At 66.1% G+C, this 16,451-nt stretch carries 12 protein-coding genes; 8 read left to right on the top strand and 4 right to left on the bottom strand.

Annotated features, from left to right (window positions below; genetic code table 11):
- Positions 1 to 234: 234 nt before the first annotated feature.
- Together AB4079_RS00810 and AB4079_RS00805 are read right to left on the bottom strand one after the other, a co-directional pair.
- Entirely contained in the window at positions 235 to 702 is a 468-nt protein-coding gene (locus AB4079_RS00810) for a MarR family winged helix-turn-helix transcriptional regulator (protein WP_441785375.1), read from the bottom strand.
- Positions 695 to 1,132, bottom strand: a complete 438-nt coding sequence (locus AB4079_RS00805; protein WP_441785374.1) for an SRPBCC family protein — start codon at positions 1,130 to 1,132, stop codon at positions 695 to 697. The genes AB4079_RS00810 and AB4079_RS00805 overlap by 8 nt, the downstream gene beginning before the upstream one ends.
- A 318-nt stretch (positions 1,133 to 1,450) precedes the next feature.
- On the opposite strand from AB4079_RS00805, the gene AB4079_RS00800 reads away from it, so the two are divergent.
- From AB4079_RS00800 to AB4079_RS00775, 6 genes are all read left to right on the top strand, one after another.
- The gene (locus tag AB4079_RS00800) at positions 1,451 to 2,419 is read left to right on the top strand and encodes an ABC transporter substrate-binding protein (RefSeq protein ID WP_441785373.1); all 969 of its coding nucleotides are present in this window, start codon (positions 1,451 to 1,453) and stop codon (positions 2,417 to 2,419) included.
- Between the two features lie 99 nt (positions 2,420 to 2,518).
- Positions 2,519 to 4,012 (top strand): sugar ABC transporter ATP-binding protein, encoded by a 1,494-nt coding sequence (locus AB4079_RS00795; RefSeq protein ID WP_441785893.1) that lies wholly within the window; start codon positions 2,519 to 2,521, stop codon positions 4,010 to 4,012.
- Positions 4,009 to 5,055, top strand: coding sequence for an ABC transporter permease (locus tag AB4079_RS00790; protein WP_441785372.1), 1,047 nt, complete (start codon positions 4,009 to 4,011; stop codon positions 5,053 to 5,055). Before AB4079_RS00795 ends, AB4079_RS00790 begins: the two co-directional genes overlap by 4 nt.
- A complete protein-coding gene (locus tag AB4079_RS00785) occupies positions 5,052 to 6,071 on the top strand; it encodes an ABC transporter permease subunit (protein ID WP_441785371.1) in 1,020 nt (339 codons plus the stop codon). Before AB4079_RS00790 ends, AB4079_RS00785 begins: the two co-directional genes overlap by 4 nt.
- Before the next feature lie 77 nt (positions 6,072 to 6,148).
- On the top strand, positions 6,149 to 7,711 hold the full coding sequence (locus AB4079_RS00780; RefSeq protein ID WP_441785370.1) for a sugar ABC transporter ATP-binding protein: 1,563 nt from the start codon (positions 6,149 to 6,151) through the stop codon (positions 7,709 to 7,711).
- Positions 7,708 to 8,727: a LacI family DNA-binding transcriptional regulator gene (locus AB4079_RS00775; RefSeq protein WP_441785369.1), complete on the top strand. Its 1,020-nt coding sequence runs from the start codon at positions 7,708 to 7,710 to the stop codon at positions 8,725 to 8,727. Before AB4079_RS00780 ends, AB4079_RS00775 begins: the two co-directional genes overlap by 4 nt.
- 461 nt (positions 8,728 to 9,188) lie before the next feature.
- Here the strand turns inward: AB4079_RS00775 and AB4079_RS00770 are convergent, their stop codons facing one another.
- Complete coding sequence (locus AB4079_RS00770; RefSeq protein WP_441785368.1) at positions 9,189 to 12,155, bottom strand: cutinase family protein; 2,967 nt, start codon at positions 12,153 to 12,155, stop codon at positions 9,189 to 9,191.
- Positions 12,156 to 12,239: 84 nt separating this feature from the next.
- Positions 12,240 to 12,638: a hypothetical protein gene (locus AB4079_RS00765; protein ID WP_441785367.1), complete on the bottom strand. Its 399-nt coding sequence runs from the start codon at positions 12,636 to 12,638 to the stop codon at positions 12,240 to 12,242.
- A 558-nt stretch (positions 12,639 to 13,196) separates the two neighbouring features.
- Here AB4079_RS00765 and AB4079_RS00760 point away from each other — a divergent pair.
- Both AB4079_RS00760 and AB4079_RS00755 read left to right on the top strand, forming a co-directional pair.
- Positions 13,197 to 14,195, top strand: coding sequence for a LacI family DNA-binding transcriptional regulator (locus tag AB4079_RS00760; protein WP_441785366.1), 999 nt, complete (start codon positions 13,197 to 13,199; stop codon positions 14,193 to 14,195).
- A 131-nt stretch (positions 14,196 to 14,326) separates the two neighbouring features.
- Complete coding sequence (locus tag AB4079_RS00755) at positions 14,327 to 16,426, top strand: beta-galactosidase (RefSeq protein ID WP_441785365.1); 2,100 nt, start codon at positions 14,327 to 14,329, stop codon at positions 16,424 to 16,426.
- Positions 16,427 to 16,451: the final 25 nt, after the last annotated feature.

The raw sequence follows: 16,451 nt of genomic DNA, 5'->3' as shown, positions 1-16,451 counted from the left end.
GCTGGCGCTTTGCTAGAGAGGTTCGATGGCCAACAAGGGCAACAGCACCGCATTCGTCGGACTCGTCATCTCCTGTTTAGGCTTCGTGATTCGTCCTCGCCATCGTGGCACTGAAACTTCCCGTCCCATGGATATGGCTGCCGGTTGTCCTTGAGGTCGCCGGTGAACGGGCCTTAAGCGGCACGGCTCCGATGCGGTCCCTCTGCCACTCGGAGAGCGCAAGCGGCGTTCGCATCAGGGTTGGGGCCGCTCCGCTACTCCGAGCGCCGCCAGGTCGCGGGCGAACGCGGCCGCATCCACCGGTTCGAAGAACAGGGCGTCCGCCTCCTCTACGTCGGCAGTGGCCCGGCGGGCGGCCGCCGCTCCTGCCGCCGTCGGGCGCAGCACGCGAGCGCGTCGGTCGGTGGGATGCGGCAGCCGTTCGACCAGGCCGTCGCGTTCCAGCGTGCGCAGCACCTGCGAGGTCATCATCGGGTCGGTCGCCGCGAAGCCGGCCAGGTCGACCTGCGTGACCAGCCGCTCGGGTTCGCGGTCTCGCAACCAGGTAAGCGAGGCGAGCAGCACGTACTGGACGTGCGTCAGTCCGTGGGGCGCCAGCGCCGCCCGCATGGCGGCCTGCCAACGGTTCGTCACCCGCCAGAGCAGCAGCCCGGGGCTCTGCGCGGCCACCGGGAAACGGCTGCCGAGGCCGTCTTCAGGCACCTGCGGCCGCCTGGCGCGCCTCGGCGGCGGCGAGTAGTTCGGCCATCGCGACCGGGAAGTCGCCGGCGATCTGCGGGCCGAGTTCCGGGCCGACCGCCGCGGCATCCTTCCCGTCGATCTCCAGCGTGTGCGTCACGTCGGTTCCCCCGTCCGCACGCGCAGCCAGCGTGTGCCGGAAGGTGAGGGCCAGCTCGCCGAACACCGTGCGGTCGGCGTAGACGCGCTCCGGGTCGAGCTCCACGATCTCCGATGTCATTGCATCCTGCCCCTGTGGTGTGACGGTGACGGTCGTGCCGACCGCGAAGGGTCCGTGCAGCTCGAACCGGTCGCTCGCCGGTCCGAGGGGGATGCCGCTGTGCAGGTCGCGCAGTGCCGACCAGACGGCCGAGGCGGGCGCGGTGGTGCGTGCGCTGAATTCTGTGGTCCACATCATGATCTCCTATCGTGAGAAGTACTAAGCGCGCTTAGTTTATAACGACGCCGAGCGAACCGTCAATGCCTGCAGTGGATGCGATACCTCTGCCAGGCGGAATGTGATCCCTCACAAAATGCGAATCGTTCTGGGCCACAACCCGCATATCCACCGAATTTCCGGGAGTAACGCCGGGGTGCGTTACCTAATCGTTACCGAGCAAGTGTTGCTGTTGGACGCAATGTGAAGGCTAACATTACGACCAGCTTGCACAGCCATCGGCCTGCAGGCACACAGTGGCCGGCGACGTCCGGTACCCGAACGAGGAGGTTTGGTATGAAAAAACTTATGGGCGCCATTGCGGCCATCGGACTGATGGCCGTCGCACTTACGGGCTGCTCGGCAGGCGCAGCGGGCGGAGGCGGTGGCCACAAGGTCATCACCGTCGGCTTCGCGCAGACCGGGTCGGAGAGTGGCTGGCGAGCGGCCAACACCCAGTCCATGAAAGAGGCGTTCTCGTCGAAGAACGGCTTCAAGCTGATCTTCAACGCGGCTGACAACAAGCCCGAGAACCAGATCGCCGCCGTGCACAGCTTCATCAACCAGGGCGTGGACGCGATCGTGATCGCCGCCGTCGTCACGACCGGCTGGGACGACGTCCTCAAGGAGGCGAAGGACGCCAAGATCCCGGTGATCCTCGAAGACCGCACGATCGACGCCGACCCGAGCCTCTACGCCAGCTGGATCGGCGACGACTTCAAGAAGGAGGGCGAGACGGCCGGCGGCTGGGCGGCCAGCACACTCGGAACCACCGCGACCAACATGGTCGTGCTGGAAGGAACCACCGGTTCCGCTCCCGCGATCGACCGGGCCAAGGGCTTCTCGTCGAGCATCGCCGGAACCTCGATCACGACGCTCGATTCGCAGACGGGCAACTTCACCCGCGCCGACGGCAAGACCGTCATGGAGGGCTTCCTGCAGAAGTACGGCAACAAGATCAACCTGCTGTTCGCCCAGAACGACGACATGGGTCTCGGTGCCCTCGACGCCATCAAGGCCGCCGGTCTGACGCCCGGTAAGGACATCAAGATCGTCAGCATCGATGGGACGAAGGACGGGCTCACCGCTCTGTCGGACGGCCAGTTCAACTACGTCGTGGAGTGCAACCCTCTGCTCGGCGACCAGGTCGCGTCCGTGGTGAAGGATGTCATCGCCGGCAAGAAGGTCGACAAGGCCTACACCGCGAAGGACCTCGCGTTCGACCAGGCGGCGGCCAAGGAAGCGCTGCCCACCCGCAAGTACTGATCAGAACCACACGGAGGCCACGGGGCGCGCGCAGGCACGCCCCGTGGCCATCCCATCGAGGAAAGCAGGGTTCACGACGTGACCGACAATGTTGTCGAGATGCGGGACATCTCCATCTCGTTCCCGGGGGTGAAAGCGCTCGACCAGGTCGACTTCACCCTTCGCCCGGGTGAGATCCACTCACTGCTCGGCGAGAACGGGGCGGGCAAGTCCACGCTCATCAAGGCGCTGACCGGCGTATACCCGATCGACAGCGGTCGGATCGCGGTGGCCGGCGAGTCGCGGACCTTCGCCGGCACCGCCGACGCGCAGGACGCCGGCATCGCCACCGTCTACCAAGAGGTGAACCTCTGCACCAACCTCTCGGTCGGTGAGAACGTCATGCTCGGCAACGAGAAGCGCGGACCCTTCGGAGTGGATTGGCGGACCACTCACCAAGAGGCGTCCCGGTTCCTCGGCGAACTCGGCCTCGACATCGACCCGCGGTCGCCGCTGTCGTCGCACTCCCTCGCCGTGCAGCAACTGGTCGCCATCAGCAGGGCCGTGGTGGTGGACTGCAAGGTCCTGGTGCTCGACGAACCGACGTCGAGCCTCGACCGGTTCGAAGTGGAACAGCTCTTCACCGTGATGCGTGCACTGCGCGACCGCGGCGTCGCCATCCTCTTCGTCTCCCACTTCCTCGACCAGATCTACGAGATCTCCGACCGTCTCACGGTCCTGCGCAACGGGCGCCTCATCGGCGAACACGCCATCGAGGAGATCAGCCGCACGGAGCTCATCGCGGCCATGCTCGGCCGGGAACTCGCCGAATTCGAGTCCATCGGCCGTTCGGCCGACCGCCAGGTCGATCGCGCGGGTGCGCCGGTGCTGAGCGCAGCGCTCGTGGGCCGCAAGGGCTCCGTCGAGCCGTTCGACCTCGAGGTCTACGACGGTGAGGTGGTCGGCATCGCCGGTCTGCTCGGCTCCGGGCGTACGGAGTTGGCCCGGCTCATCTACGGGGCCGACCGGGCCGACCAGGGGCGCGTCTCGGTCAGAGGTTCCACGGCGCGGCTGACCAGTCCCCGCCATGCCGTCGAGCAGCGCATCGCCTTCTCGTCCGAGGATCGCCGCGAAGAGGGCATCATCGCCGATCTGACGGTGGCCGAGAACCTCGTGCTGGGCGTGCAGGCGAAGCGCGGCTGGCTCCGCCGGGTCACCAAGGCAGAACAGGCCCGGATCGTCGGACAGTACATGGAGTCCCTCGGGATCCGGCCGGCCAATCCCAACGCGCTGATCCGCAACCTCTCCGGCGGCAACCAGCAGAAAGTCCTTCTTGCCCGATGGCTCGCCACAGACCCGCAACTGCTCATCCTCGACGAGCCGACCCGCGGCATCGACATCGGGGCGAAGGCGGAGATCCAGCGGCTGATCGTCGAACTCGCTGCCGGCGGACTCGCACTCATCTTCATCTCATCCGAACTGGATGAAGTGGTGCGACTCTCGCAGCGGGTGGTAGTCATGAGGGATCGCCGCAAGATCGCCGAACTCGACAATGAACGTCACGTCGATGTCGATGACATCGTCGCACTGATCGCCAAGGAGGGCGCAGCATGAGCACGATCTTCAGGCACCGGCTGGTGTGGCCGATCGGTGCGCTTCTGGCGCTCATCATCCTGAACACCATCTCGCGGCCCAGCTTCCTCAGCATCACCGTCAAAGACGGCGAGCTGTACGGGTCGCTCATCGACATCCTGCGCAACAGTGCGCCGCTGATGCTGATCGCCCTCGGGATGACGCTGGTCATCGCTACCCGGGGGATCGACCTGTCGGTCGGGGCCCAGATGGCGATCTCCGGTGCCGTGGCGCTGACGATCATCTCCGGGTCCGGCTCGCCGGGCAGCCTGGGGACGGTGAGCACGGCCATCCTCACCGCCGTCGTGATCAGCCTGCTGTTCGGGCTCTGGAACGGCTTCCTGGTGGCGGTGCTCGGCATCCAACCGATCATCGCGACACTGGTGCTGATGCTGGCCGGGCGCGGGATCGCCCTGCTGATCACGGGTGGCTTCATCACCACGATCACCAGCGCACCGTACGCGTACATCTCTCAGGGGTACGTCTTCGGGCTGCCCTTCGCTTTCATCGTCTCGATCGGCGCGATCATCGTCATCAGCCTGCTCGTGCGCCGGACCGCGCTGGGGGTGCTGACCGAGTCGGTCGGCATCAACCCCTCGGCCAGCCGGCTCGCCGGGGTTCGCTCGCGCGGCATCGTATGGAGTCTCTACGGCCTGAGCGGTCTGCTGGCCGGGATCGCGGGCATCCTCTACAGCTCCAACATCATGGCAGCGGACGCCAACAACGCCGGCCTGAATATCGAGCTCGACGCCATCCTCGCGGTGGTGCTCGGCGGCACGTCGCTGGCGGGCGGCAAGTTCACGCTCGCGGGCACCGTGATCGGCGTCTTCATCCTGCAGACCCTGACCTCGACCATCACCTTCCTCGGCGTTCCGCCGGCGGTGACACCGGTCTTCAAGGCGGCCGTCGTGATCATCGTGTGCCTGTCGCAGTCGCGACGGGTACGCGGATGGCTCGGGCGACTCCGACCACCGCAGCCGCGCATCGCAGCGCGCACGGCCGAAACCGAAAGGAGCGCGGCATGAGCGCGACCCCGATCCTGGAACCGACGCGGACCGTCCGGGTCGCGCCCACCTGGCGGCATCGGCTGAGGAACAAGGCGTCGTGGGCGCCGGTCCTCGCCGCGGTGACCATCCTCATCCTGATGCTCGCCGCCGGCCAGGCGTATTTCGGAGTGTTCGTCACCCCGCGCATCCTGTCGTCGCTGTTCGTCGACAACGCCTACCTGATCGTGCTCGCGGCCGGCATGACCTTCGTGATCCTGAGCGGCGGGATCGACCTCTCGGTCGGTGCGGTGATGGCGTTCACCGGCATCCTGGGCGCCAAGCTGCTAGCCGCGGGCATCCCGACACCCCTGGTGATCCCGCTGATGATCGTCGCCGGAGCGCTGTTCGGCCTGACCATCGGTGTGATGGTGCACTACTTCGACGTGCAGCCGTTCATCGCGTCGCTCGCCGCGATGTTCCTGGCGCGGGGTCTGTGCTTCGTGGTCAGTCTCGAGGCGATCCAGGTCAAAGAGCCCGCGGTGCTGTGGCTGCAGTCCACCAAGCTGGGCTCGGGAGGCTGGTACATCACGCCGACGGTGATCATCGCCCTGCTCGTCGTGGCGGTGGCCATCTGGGTGCTCGGGTACACGCGCTTCGGGCGCACCGTCTACGCCGTCGGCGGCAACCAGCAGTCCGCACTGCTGATGGGCCTCCCGGTGGCCCGCACCCGCGTGCTCGTCTACGTGATCAGCGGAACCTGCGCAGGCATCGCCGGCCTGCTGTTCACCTCCTACACCGCCGCGGGCTACAGCCTGAACGGCATCGGCACCGAGCTCGACACCATCGCCGCCGTCGTCATCGGAGGCACCCTGCTGACGGGCGGCAGCGGCTACGTGATCGGGTCGCTGGTCGGTGTGCTCGTCTACGGCGTCATCAAGGTGTCCATCACCTTCCTCGGCGCCGACGCGTCCTGGACCCGGATCACCATCGGCATCCTGCTGCTGGCGTTCGTGGTGGTGCAGCGGCTAATCGTCGCCCGAACCAGCAGGAAGTGAGCGCAGCAGGAAGTGCGTAGCGGCCGATAGTAGTGTGGACTCCGTCACCCAGGGCGGACAAGGAGCGCGAGGCGACGATGCATGTCGACCCTGTCGTCGAGGTCAGCGGCGCGTCCGTGCGGTATGCGGGAGACGCGGCGCTCTCCAACGTCGACTTCCGGATGTTTCCTGGTGAGGTCCACTCGCTCATGGGCGAGAACGGGGCCGGAAAGTCGACCCTGATCCGCGCGATCACCGGTGTCATCCCGCTCGACTCCGGCACTGTGCGGCTGGACGGTGTGGTCCGCACCTTCTCGAACCCCCGCCAGGCCCAGAAGGCGGGCATCCGCACGGTCTACCAGGAGGTGGACCTCCTGACGAACCTGACGGTCGCGGAGAACATCATGCTCGGTCGCGAGCCGCGCCGCCGGGGCGGGATCGACTGGGCCAGGATGCGGTCCGACGCGCAGCGCGCGCTCGGCAGCCTCGGCCTGGACATCGACCCGGCCAGCCCGCTCGGCTCGTACTCGCTGGCGGTGCAGCAGCTGGTCGCTATCGCCCGCGCGGTCTCCGCCGACCTCAAGGTGCTGGTGCTCGACGAGCCGACGTCGAGCCTCGACCAGGACGAGGTGACGGAGCTCTTCCGGGTCATCCGGGAGCTGCGGTCGCGCGGCGTCGCCATCCTCTTCGTCACGCACTTCCTCGAACAGGTCTATGAGATCTGCGACCGGGTCACGGTTCTCCGCAACGGCGAGCTCGTCGGGGAGTATTTGACGACCGAGCTGCTGCGGATCGATCTGGTGCACAAGATGCTCGGCAAGGAGGGAGCGGAGCTGGAGAGCGTCGACACCCGGCCCGACACCCAGCCCAGCGTTGCGGGCTCCACTCCGGTTCTGTCGGCGACCGGGATCGAACGGCGCGGGATGCTGAAACCCGCGGACGTCGACCTGTATGAAGGGGAAGTGGTCGGACTTGCGGGGCTGCTCGGCTCGGGGCGGACGGAACTCGCGCGGCTCCTGGCCGGGATCGACGGGGTCGAAGCCGGATCGATCATCGTCGGGGGAGCGCCCCGGCGGATGACCGGCCCGAGGGACGGCCTACGCGCCGGGATCGCCTACTCCTCGGAGAACCGGAAGTTGGAGGGCATCATCGGGGAGCTGACCGTCCGGGAGAACATCACGCTGGCACTGCAGGCCGAGAAGGGGTGGCTGCGCCGCATCCCGCGCGCACGCCAGGACGAACTGACGGCGAGCTGGATCGAAGCCCTCGACATCCGCCCCGCCGACCCGGAACGGCCGGCCGGTGCGCTTTCCGGCGGCAACCAGCAGAAGGTGATGCTCGCCCGGCTGCTCGCCCTGTCGCCGCGGATCCTGGCGCTCGACGAGCCGACCCGCGGCATCGACGTGGGTGCGAAAGTCGAGATCCAGCGGCTCGTCAGCGAGCTGGCCGAGTCCGGCATGACCATCCTTTTCATCTCGGCGGAGCTCGAGGAGGTTCTGCGCGTGGGCGACCGCATCGTCGTCCTCCGGGACCGCGAGGTCATCGCCACTCTGGACGCGGACGACGTGAGTTTCGAGTCCCTCCTGGCGCTGGTCGCCAGCGCCGAACCGGACGAGCCGGAGACGACCGAGCCGGAGACGACCGAGCGGACCGAGAAGTGAGCGCGGAGGACCGACCGGCGAAGGTGGCGAACATCTTCGATGTCGCGCGCCTGGCGAGTGTCTCGCACCAGACGGTCTCGCGAGTTCTCAACGACGTGCCCGGTGTGCGGCCCGCAACCCGTCAGCGCGTCGAACAGGCGATCAAGCAACTCCGCTACACCCCGTCTCCGGCCGCGCGGGCGCTGGTCACCCGGCGTACCCGCATGATCGGCCTGATCACCCCGGGAAGCGCCGACTTCGGCCCGTCGTCCATCGCCATCCACTTCAGCGAGGCAGCGCGGGAGGCGCGCTACAGCGTGATCGGTGTCGCATCGGTGTCCGCGGACGTCGGCTCGATCCGCGGCGTCGTCGAGTCTCTGCTGCGGGAGCGGGTCGAGGCGGTCGTGCTGATCGCGGACGATGTCGCCCAGTTGGATGTCGTCCGCACCCTCGAAGCGGGCGTCCCGATCATCGCGGTCGCAGCGGGCCAGCACCGTGGCCCGCTCACCGTGTCGATCGATCAGTACCGCGGTGCGCGCGAGGCGGTCCGTCACCTCGTGGCACTGGGTCACCGCAGCATCGCCCATCTGGCCGGCCCCGAGGTCTCTCCCGACGCCATCGAGCGTGTGCGCGGATGGCGCGACGAACTCGCCGAGGCACGACTGGTGGCGACCGAACTGAGCCACGGCGACTGGTCGGCCGAGAGCGGCTACCGGTTCGGGATGCAGCTGGCCGCCGACTCCACCACCGCGGTGTTCGTCGCGAACGACCAGATGGCGATCGGCCTCATGGCGGCGTTGCGCGGCCGAGGCCTCCGCATCCCCGAAGACATCAGCGTCGTCGGCTTCGACGACGTGCCGGAGGCGGCCTACTTCGTGCCGCCCCTGACAACGGTCCGCCAGGACTTCGGGTCGCTCGGCGCGCTCACCATGCAGCAGGTCCTCATCGCGCTGGAGGAGCCGGAGACGGGTGCCGAGTCCATCCCGATCCCCACCCGCCTGGTGCTGCGCGAATCGACCGCGCCTCCCAGGCCATAGGAACCGCTGCACGAGCAACGGAACTTCTGCCGTGTACAGCTTCTCGTGTGCAGCGGGGAATCGGGCGGTCCAGCTGCGCGAGGCAGCGCTGTCGAGCGATCGGCCACCCCTCGGGGGCCGCACGCACCCGATCGGCCGGACCGCCCTTCTTCTGCCCAGACTCTAGCCGCGAAGCGGCCTCCAATTGCGGCTTGCGCACGTTTGCCCTAACGAGCTTTCGTACGTTGGTAGGGGGTTTTTGCGCATTAACAGGTAGGTGGGCGATCGCCAACAGGGTACGTCGGGCGACCTTCGGGCCCGCACGTACCGCCTCACCTGGAAGTTGCCCAGTGCGGCCGTGGGCGCCGCAAGCCGTGCTCGCGTCCTCGCCACGCCATCAACCGCCCCTAAGCCCCCACTCAGGAGCGCGACCTGTCGTCGACAACAGCGAGCAACATCCCCGGCCGATCTCCACCTCGTGCTCATGGAAGGGGGTTGAAAGCCAATTTCGTCTTGATGAGGTCCACTTGGTCGGCAGCTTCTATGCTTCCTCGTATATCGAGCGATGTGCTCACGCTGACCGTTGGCGCGTGCAGGCGCGTCTCGATTTGATCGCTGCCTTGTAGCGAGTCGATCGCGATTCCGCCGGTACTGGCCGAGGTGCCGGTCGCCAAGATTCTTAGTCGATGAGGCTGGCCGTCGGCACTGTAGACGCTGACGGAGTTCGCTTGCTGGATGTTGTCGACGATGAGGGTGAGGTCGGCACTGAGTCCGATGTTCATGTTGTCCACGGTGACTGTGGGGCAGCCGCTGCCAGCTGTTGTGGCATCCACGACGGTGTTCGTGGTCACTTGCCAAGAGGCGGCACCGACGCTGCTTGTTGTTGGTGCGATGGTGCATCCCGGGGTGGCTGATCTTCCGGGGGACGTGTCTGGGAGACCGTTCGATTCGGCGATGCCGTTGATGAGGTCTTTCCAGGTGGTGGGTGTGCTGGTGGGCCAATCGGTTGCACTGAACCCAATGGTCTGGAAGGTCACAGCACCGATCGTCGGGGCGGGCGTGCCGGTGGTGATGGTGCCGATCAGGGCGTTGGCGTCTTGCAGTTCGCTGATCGTTTCGCCGTTCGTACCGGTGATGGATCCGGTGGCGTCAACCGAGCCCCCGATGAGGGTTGTGGGGGCGATCGTGATGTTGCCTCCGCTCGCGACGTTCCCGATGATCTGGGCCGATCCCGACATCTCCAGGTCGGAACTTGTGGTGACGCTTCCCGCGATGACGCAGGTTTCGGAGAGGTGGACGGTTCCTGTGACGGTCACATCGCCGTCGACGTGTGCGTTTCCGGTGCACGTGAAGTTCCCGCCGACGCGAATCCTTCCGCCGTTGCCGGTTACCGACCCCGGATCCCCGATGGTCAGGTCTCCTTGGGTTGAGACTTCATCGGTCGGCTGCGGCGTGACCGTTACGGGTGCGCTCGTGCTTGAGCCCACGCTGTTGCTCGCGGTGATCGTGTAGCTGTGCGTCTGACCGTCAGAGGAGTCGATGGAAACACTAACTGTCGGAGCGTAGTAATCCTGTGGGATGAAGGCGCTGACGACGTCGCCGTTTTCGTCCTTGACAGTGTATGAGGTAGCTCCGCTTGCGGCAGGCAAGGTGAGGGTTCCGCCTGTGCTATTGGGGGCGACGCTCGGCGCGGCCGGGGTCGCTGGCGGTGCGGTGATCGCTGGCCGGTCGACGTTGGTTCGGTAACGGGTTACCCCGCCCACACCCGAAGCCGTCACAGCTTCAACCGTCACATCCCAGCCGTAGTGGTAATCCGGGAAGGTGTGAGTCGTCGTAGGCGAAGTTGTTACCTGATCCCATTGCCCGACCGGAGTGCCATCGCCAAAGTTCCACTTGTACTCCAAGACAGGGTCGCTGGACTCGTCGGCAAGATTGGTGGCCGTATAGGTGCCCTGTTCGTTTACCGCCAGGCTTGTCGGGCCCCCGATTGCCGGTTGCGGGGTCGCCTCGGTTAGAGCAGCCGCGGCGAGGTCGTCGATCTGCGCCACGGGGCCCGTGACGGTAAGACCACCAGTTGCCTGCGTCATGGCGTTAAGTCCGTCGATCAAGCCAGTTGTTGCTCCATCCGCTAGATCCACGCCATAAGCTCGAAAACCCTGTCGCTGGGCATTATCAACCATCTCCGCAAGCCGGTCATTGCCATCGATCGGAGCCTGATCAGTGAGGAGGACGAACTTGGAAACAGCGTCGTCCGGCTGCGGCGTCCAGTCACTAGGCATGACGTCGAACAGCGAGCGGTAGAGATAGCTGGGCGCTACTTGACCGTGGTATTCGGGGTAGTCCCCAAACCAGTCCCCCGTTTGAAAATCGGGAGGTGTGAACGCCGACGGCAGAACAGCCGCAGTAACATACGCGCTTCGATTCAAGTTCCACATGTGGGTGGTGTCGTATGCTCCGTCATCGTTGTATGCATCGAAGATTCGGAATAGCGGCGTGACCCCGTCCGGAGCGGCAGCCTCGATCTTCCGCGCGATCGAGAACGCGTGCGCTGCAGCCGAGTCCCGTTGGGTCTCGGTCATCCCCCCTGTCGGGAGCACAAAGGTCGTGTAGGTGTGCTGATCCTCGGATGCCTGAACAACCCGCGGGATCGGCGTCGACACCGGTTGGCCGATCGATGCCAAGTCGAGATGGCTCGCGACCTTCCGGGCGGCGCTTGCCGAATCGTCAGCATAGTTAAGATGCTGAGCCATCCCAAAAACAGCGAATTGTGGCAGGTCCCAGGACAAACCCGCCGAGCCGTTACAAATCGGATCCCCGAAGTGACAGTACGAGATCACCGGAGTAAACGGAAGCTCGGCAGACCACAGGCCCCGGGTGCCAAAGACGCCCGAATGGTCATGGCGAAAACCGGAAAAGTCCGCCTGGTCATCGGCTGGGTTGAAATAGGTGTCTCCAAAGAGGAGCACCGTCCTAATCGAGTTTTTCTGGGCAATGGTCATCTGATCGACAGCTTTACCCAGTGCATCCGCACCCTGTGAATACCCGGCCAACACAATCTGCGAAGCTGGACAGCTAGTTCGAACCTCGTCCAGTTTCGCAAGGATCATCGCTGTGCCCTTATCGCGCGAGTTGTCGTACGGCTGCGCAAAGAGATGGGACAGCTTGCCCGGAGCGACTGCACCGGTGGCCGGCGACAATAGGTCAATGCCGATGGCTGGATACTTGACCCCATAGGCGTGAATCGTGTGATTCGAGGCCTGAACAATTTCGGTCAGCTGGCCAACCGCGCGGAAAAGAGCAGGACCTAGGCCAAACTGTTCTCCCAGGTACGGATCGCCCGACCCTCGCGCACCCACAACCTCAACGTCGGCGCATTCGGCGGCACTTGCTGGGCGCGATATTCCCACACCCACAAGCACCAGGACAACGGAAAGAACAATGGCGCTCACGCGTCGAATCACTTGGCCCCCGATGGTTTGAGGGCAGGCTATTAGGGCGACAACCTCTTCCGGTGCCCCCAAATCTGGGGGCTGTCAGGACTGGTCGATGTTGATGAGCACTCCAGCGCGATCCCAAGTGTGGCTCTTCCCATCTCCCGTTTGCGTCGGAGATCCGGCCGGCCATGCCCGAATAGCGAGTTGCAGACTGTGGCCCTGCACGGTGGTCGAGGCTCCGAGATCGCCAGAGGCCTCCCAGCCGTTCTTGACGGCAGTATCTATGATCGTGCGCGTGGCGCCAGCGTCATCTGTTGCGACAAAGAACTCGACACTGGGCCCGGGGCCAGACACTCTCCGCATCGTGCCGTAGTGGCCCTCGTACAGCACTGTGCCGACCTGAGAAATCCGCAGTTGCTTCGCGGCGGCGTCGACAAGGTCGTACTCGTGCGGGCCAGGGCCGGCGAAACAGCCGGTCAACACGAGCGCAAGCACCATTGCGACCGCTCCGAGCGCTGATATACGCACTCGACGCCATAATCCCCCGGACATACTCAAACGGTACCGGCTCATCGTCATACCTGTTGCCCCCAGCGCGAGGGTCGTGCTCACGTCGGGAACGGCGAATATCCTCGCCGTAGCGGCGATCTTCGGGTTGGCTCCATCCTTCGGGTGCGTTGCTCAGCGCAGTGATTTGAATCGGGATGTCTTGGGTACCTCGGGTGCGAAGGCGCAGCTCGAACACGTGGGCAATCGCCTGTAGAACGTTGAACGGGTCGACGTTGTGGACGAGAAAGTCTGTCGCGGAAAGCAGCCCGACAACTTCCTCAATGACCCGCGCTGTCACGCGCAAATCCAGCTGCGCAGTTCCCGACCAATGGGGGAATGCAACTTCGGCTTCGCGCCACTCGTACGGTTCCACCCTCACGCCCGCCTCTCTGTGCTGACGACTGTGGCCGCGGCGAACGGACGTGCACGGGTGTAGGCGCGCGACCACCGGCCTCCCTAGTCCGTGGGATCGAGGTACGGCGGCGAGCTGTGGTTACACTACATTCCATGAAGCGCGCCACCATCTACGATGTGGCACGTCAGGCGGGAGTGTCTCACCAGACCGTCACACGGTTCCTGAACGGGTTCGAGGGCATCCGCCCCGCGACCCGGGCCAAGGTGGAAGCCGCGATCGACGAACTGAACTATCGCCCGAACGGAGCCGCACGCTGGCTGCGCTCGCGGCAGTCGAACCGGATCGGCATCCTCGCGCACCGCATGGAGCTGTCGGGGCCGGGCCGGATCATCGCCGGCGCGACCACGGCAGCGCGCAGTCGCGGGTACGTGCTCGACATCGCCTCCATGGACGGCGAGGACGCCGACTCGGTGGATGCTGCGCTGGATGTCGTGATGGAGCACCAGATCGCCGGTGTCTTCGCGACGGTGCAGACGTATGTGGTGCGGGCCGCGGTCGCCGGCCGGCGGATCGACGTCCCGATCTCGATCGATTCGGGGGAGGGGCTCACCTTCTCGGGCGCCAATCCGCGCTCCCATCCCGGTCGGCTGGCGGCAGACCACCTCGCCGACCTCGGTCATCGCCGTGTCGCGTTCGTGAACGGACCGGCCGTCTGGATCGCGGCAGAAGAACGCAGGAGCGGCTTCCTGGATGTGGTGGCCGAGCGCGGTCTGGAGTTGGCCTGGGAGTACGAGGGGGACTGGTCGGCCGAGGCCGGCTACCGAGCGGCGGTCGAGCTGCCCGACGGAGTCACCGCCGTCGCCCTGGCCAACGACAGCATGGCGATCGGACTGATCTTCGGGCTCGCCGAGCGGGGCATCCGCGTGCCGGAGGACGTGAGTGTGATCGGGATGGACGACGCGCCCGAGTCGCGCTTCCATCTGCCCTCGTTGTCGACCATCCGCCTGGACTTCGAGGGCGAGGGTGCGTACCTGATGAATGTGCTGATCGCCACGATCGAAGGAGAGGATGTCGATGCCGTCCCCGCATACCGCCTGCCGGAGCTGGTGCGGCGGGGATCCACCGCGCCGCTGAGCGCGGCTGGAAGGTAACCATCCGGTCTCGATGGTTGCGCGCCGAGCGCGCGAGTGTGTAGCATCCCGTTGAATGTTGTCGACAACATTGGGGCTGCCGTCTGCTCGCCCATGTTGTCGACAACACCGCAATGATGCGAAAGGTCGACATGACGCAGAAGCCCGTGTTCCCCGGTGTGCTCTTCGGCGCCGCCTACTACGCCGAGTACCAGCAGCAGGGGACGCTCGATCGCGACCTCGACCTGATGTCCGAGGCGGGCTTCACCGTGATTCGGGTCGGCGAGTCAGTGTGGTCGACCTGGGAACCGCGCAACGGCGAGTTCGACCTCGACTGGCTGCAGCCGGTGCTCGACGGCGCGCACGCCCGAGGGATCGCCGTCATCCTGGGGACGCCGACCTACGCGATCCCGCCGTGGCTGCAGACCCTGCACCCCGAGATCGCCGCGGTGGATGCCGAGGGCCACTCCATCGGCTGGGGCGCCCGGCAGGAGATGGATCAGTCGGTACCGGTCTATCGCTGGTACGCCGAGCGGGTCATCCGGAAGGTGGTCGCCCGCTATGCCGATCATCCCGCCATCATCGGGTTCCAGGTGGACAACGAGCCCGGTAACAACCTGCCCCACAACGAGACCACGTTCCAGGCGTTCGTCGCCTGGCTGCGAGGTCGTTACGGCACCGTCGAACGGCTGAACGAGGAGTGGGGCCTGGTCTACTGGTCGCACCGGATCTCCGAATGGTCGGAGCTGTGGCGGCCGGGCGGCAACCTGATGCCGCAGTACCAGCTGGAATGGCGCCGGTTCCAGGGGGAGCAGACCACCGACCTCATCGCCTGGCAGGCAGGCATCGTGCGGGAGTACGCGCGGGAGGACCAGTTCGTCACGACCTGCATCTCCTACTCGCGGCCGCAGGTCTCCGACGACGAACTGGTCGCTTCACTCGACATCACCGCGGGCAATCCCTATTACCTGATGCAGGACGGCCTCTCGGCCGACGTCGACCTCCCGCGCCGCGCCGAGTGGTGGCACACCGGACCGTGGGCGCTGTTCCAGTGGGCCGACCGGGCATACTCGTCCGCGCAAGAGCGCTTCCTCGTCACCGAGACCAACGCGCAGTCTATCGGCGGGCCGTGGCAGAACCAGCCCCCGTATCCCGGCCAGATCAAGCAGGCGGCGTTCGCCCTGGTCAGCCGCGGCGCCCGCATGATCGAGTACTGGCACTGGCACACCCTGCACTTCGGGGTTGAGACGTACTGGGGAGGCGTGCTCCCGCACAGCCAGGTGCCCGGGAGAATCTACCGCGAGGTGGCGGAGCTCGGGGCGAGCCTCGAGCGCATCGGCGGTGTGCTCGATGATTTCGCACCGGACGCCGACGTGCTGATGCTGCACTCCACGGACACCAAGTGGTCGTTCGAGTTCTACCCGCCGCTGGCGACCGACGACGGCGGCCCGGATCGGAACTCGTACGGACGCATCGCCGACGCCTTCTACCGCGGGTTCAGCGAGGTCGGCGCGCAGGTCCGGGTGCTGCACAGCCGCCAGTTCGCGGAGATGTCGGCAGCCGACCTGGCCGGCGCGTACCCGGTGCTGGTGGCGGCCGCAGAGTACGTGGCGGACGACGCGACCCTCGACGGACTCCGGCAGTACGCGGAGGCAGGAGGACACCTCGTGCTCGGCATCCGGACCGGATACGGCGACGAGCTCGCCCGCGCCCGCCGCGGTGTCGCTCCCGATCGGCTCCGCGACGCGGCGGGCGTCTGGTACGACGAGTACAGCAACCTCGCCGAACCGCTCGGAGTCACCGGCAGCGGCGGCTTCGAGCTGGAACCCGCGTCGCAGGCGACCGCCTGGGTGGACGTCCTGAACGTCGAACACGCGGAGACCCTCGTGGAGTACGAACCGACCGAGCTGGGCGCGCGGGCGGCGATCACGACGAGCCCCTTCGGCGACGGGCGCGTGACCTACGTCGGCACCGTGCCCAATCGCGAGCTGGCACGCAGCATCGCACGCTGGCTGGTCCCGGAGACCGCGTCGTCTCAGTGGCGCGCGGAATCACCCGTCACCGTCAGCACCGGCCGGACAGGCGACCGGGTCGTCACGTTCGTCCACAACTGGTCCGGGATGTCGCACACGGTGACGATCCCGGCCGACAGCACTCACGTCGAGACCGGCGAGCGGCACGCCGCCGGATCCCGTTTCACCCTCGAACCGCGCGGCGTTGCGGTGTTCGAGGTCGCCGGTTCACAGGCGTGACCCGGAACACCAAGAGAAAGAGAAC

The organism is Leifsonia sp. 2MCAF36 (assembly GCF_052115525.1).
GTDB lineage: Bacteria > Actinomycetota > Actinomycetes > Actinomycetales > Microbacteriaceae > Leifsonia.
Note: the sequence above shows the minus strand (reverse complement) of the source record. Positions and strands in the feature narration are given on the sequence as shown.

What these genes read in the sequence shown, in the direction of transcription:
- AB4079_RS00805 (WP_441785374.1), bottom strand. Translation starts at nt 1,132, where the DNA reads ATGTGGACCACAGAATTCAGCGCACGCACCACCGCGCCCGCCTCGGCC.
- AB4079_RS00800 (WP_441785373.1), top strand. Translation starts at nt 1,451, where the DNA reads ATGAAAAAACTTATGGGCGCCATTGCGGCCATCGGACTGATGGCCGTC.
- AB4079_RS00795 (WP_441785893.1), top strand. Translation starts at nt 2,519, where the DNA reads ATGCGGGACATCTCCATCTCGTTCCCGGGGGTGAAAGCGCTCGACCAG.
- AB4079_RS00790 (WP_441785372.1), top strand. Translation starts at nt 4,009, where the DNA reads ATGAGCACGATCTTCAGGCACCGGCTGGTGTGGCCGATCGGTGCGCTT.
- AB4079_RS00785 (WP_441785371.1), top strand. Translation starts at nt 5,052, where the DNA reads ATGAGCGCGACCCCGATCCTGGAACCGACGCGGACCGTCCGGGTCGCG.
- AB4079_RS00780 (WP_441785370.1), top strand. Translation starts at nt 6,149, where the DNA reads ATGCATGTCGACCCTGTCGTCGAGGTCAGCGGCGCGTCCGTGCGGTAT.
- AB4079_RS00765 (WP_441785367.1), bottom strand. Translation starts at nt 12,638, where the DNA reads ATGGTGCTTGCGCTCGTGTTGACCGGCTGTTTCGCCGGCCCTGGCCCG.
- AB4079_RS00760 (WP_441785366.1), top strand. Translation starts at nt 13,197, where the DNA reads ATGAAGCGCGCCACCATCTACGATGTGGCACGTCAGGCGGGAGTGTCT.
- AB4079_RS00755 (WP_441785365.1), top strand. Translation starts at nt 14,327, where the DNA reads ATGACGCAGAAGCCCGTGTTCCCCGGTGTGCTCTTCGGCGCCGCCTAC.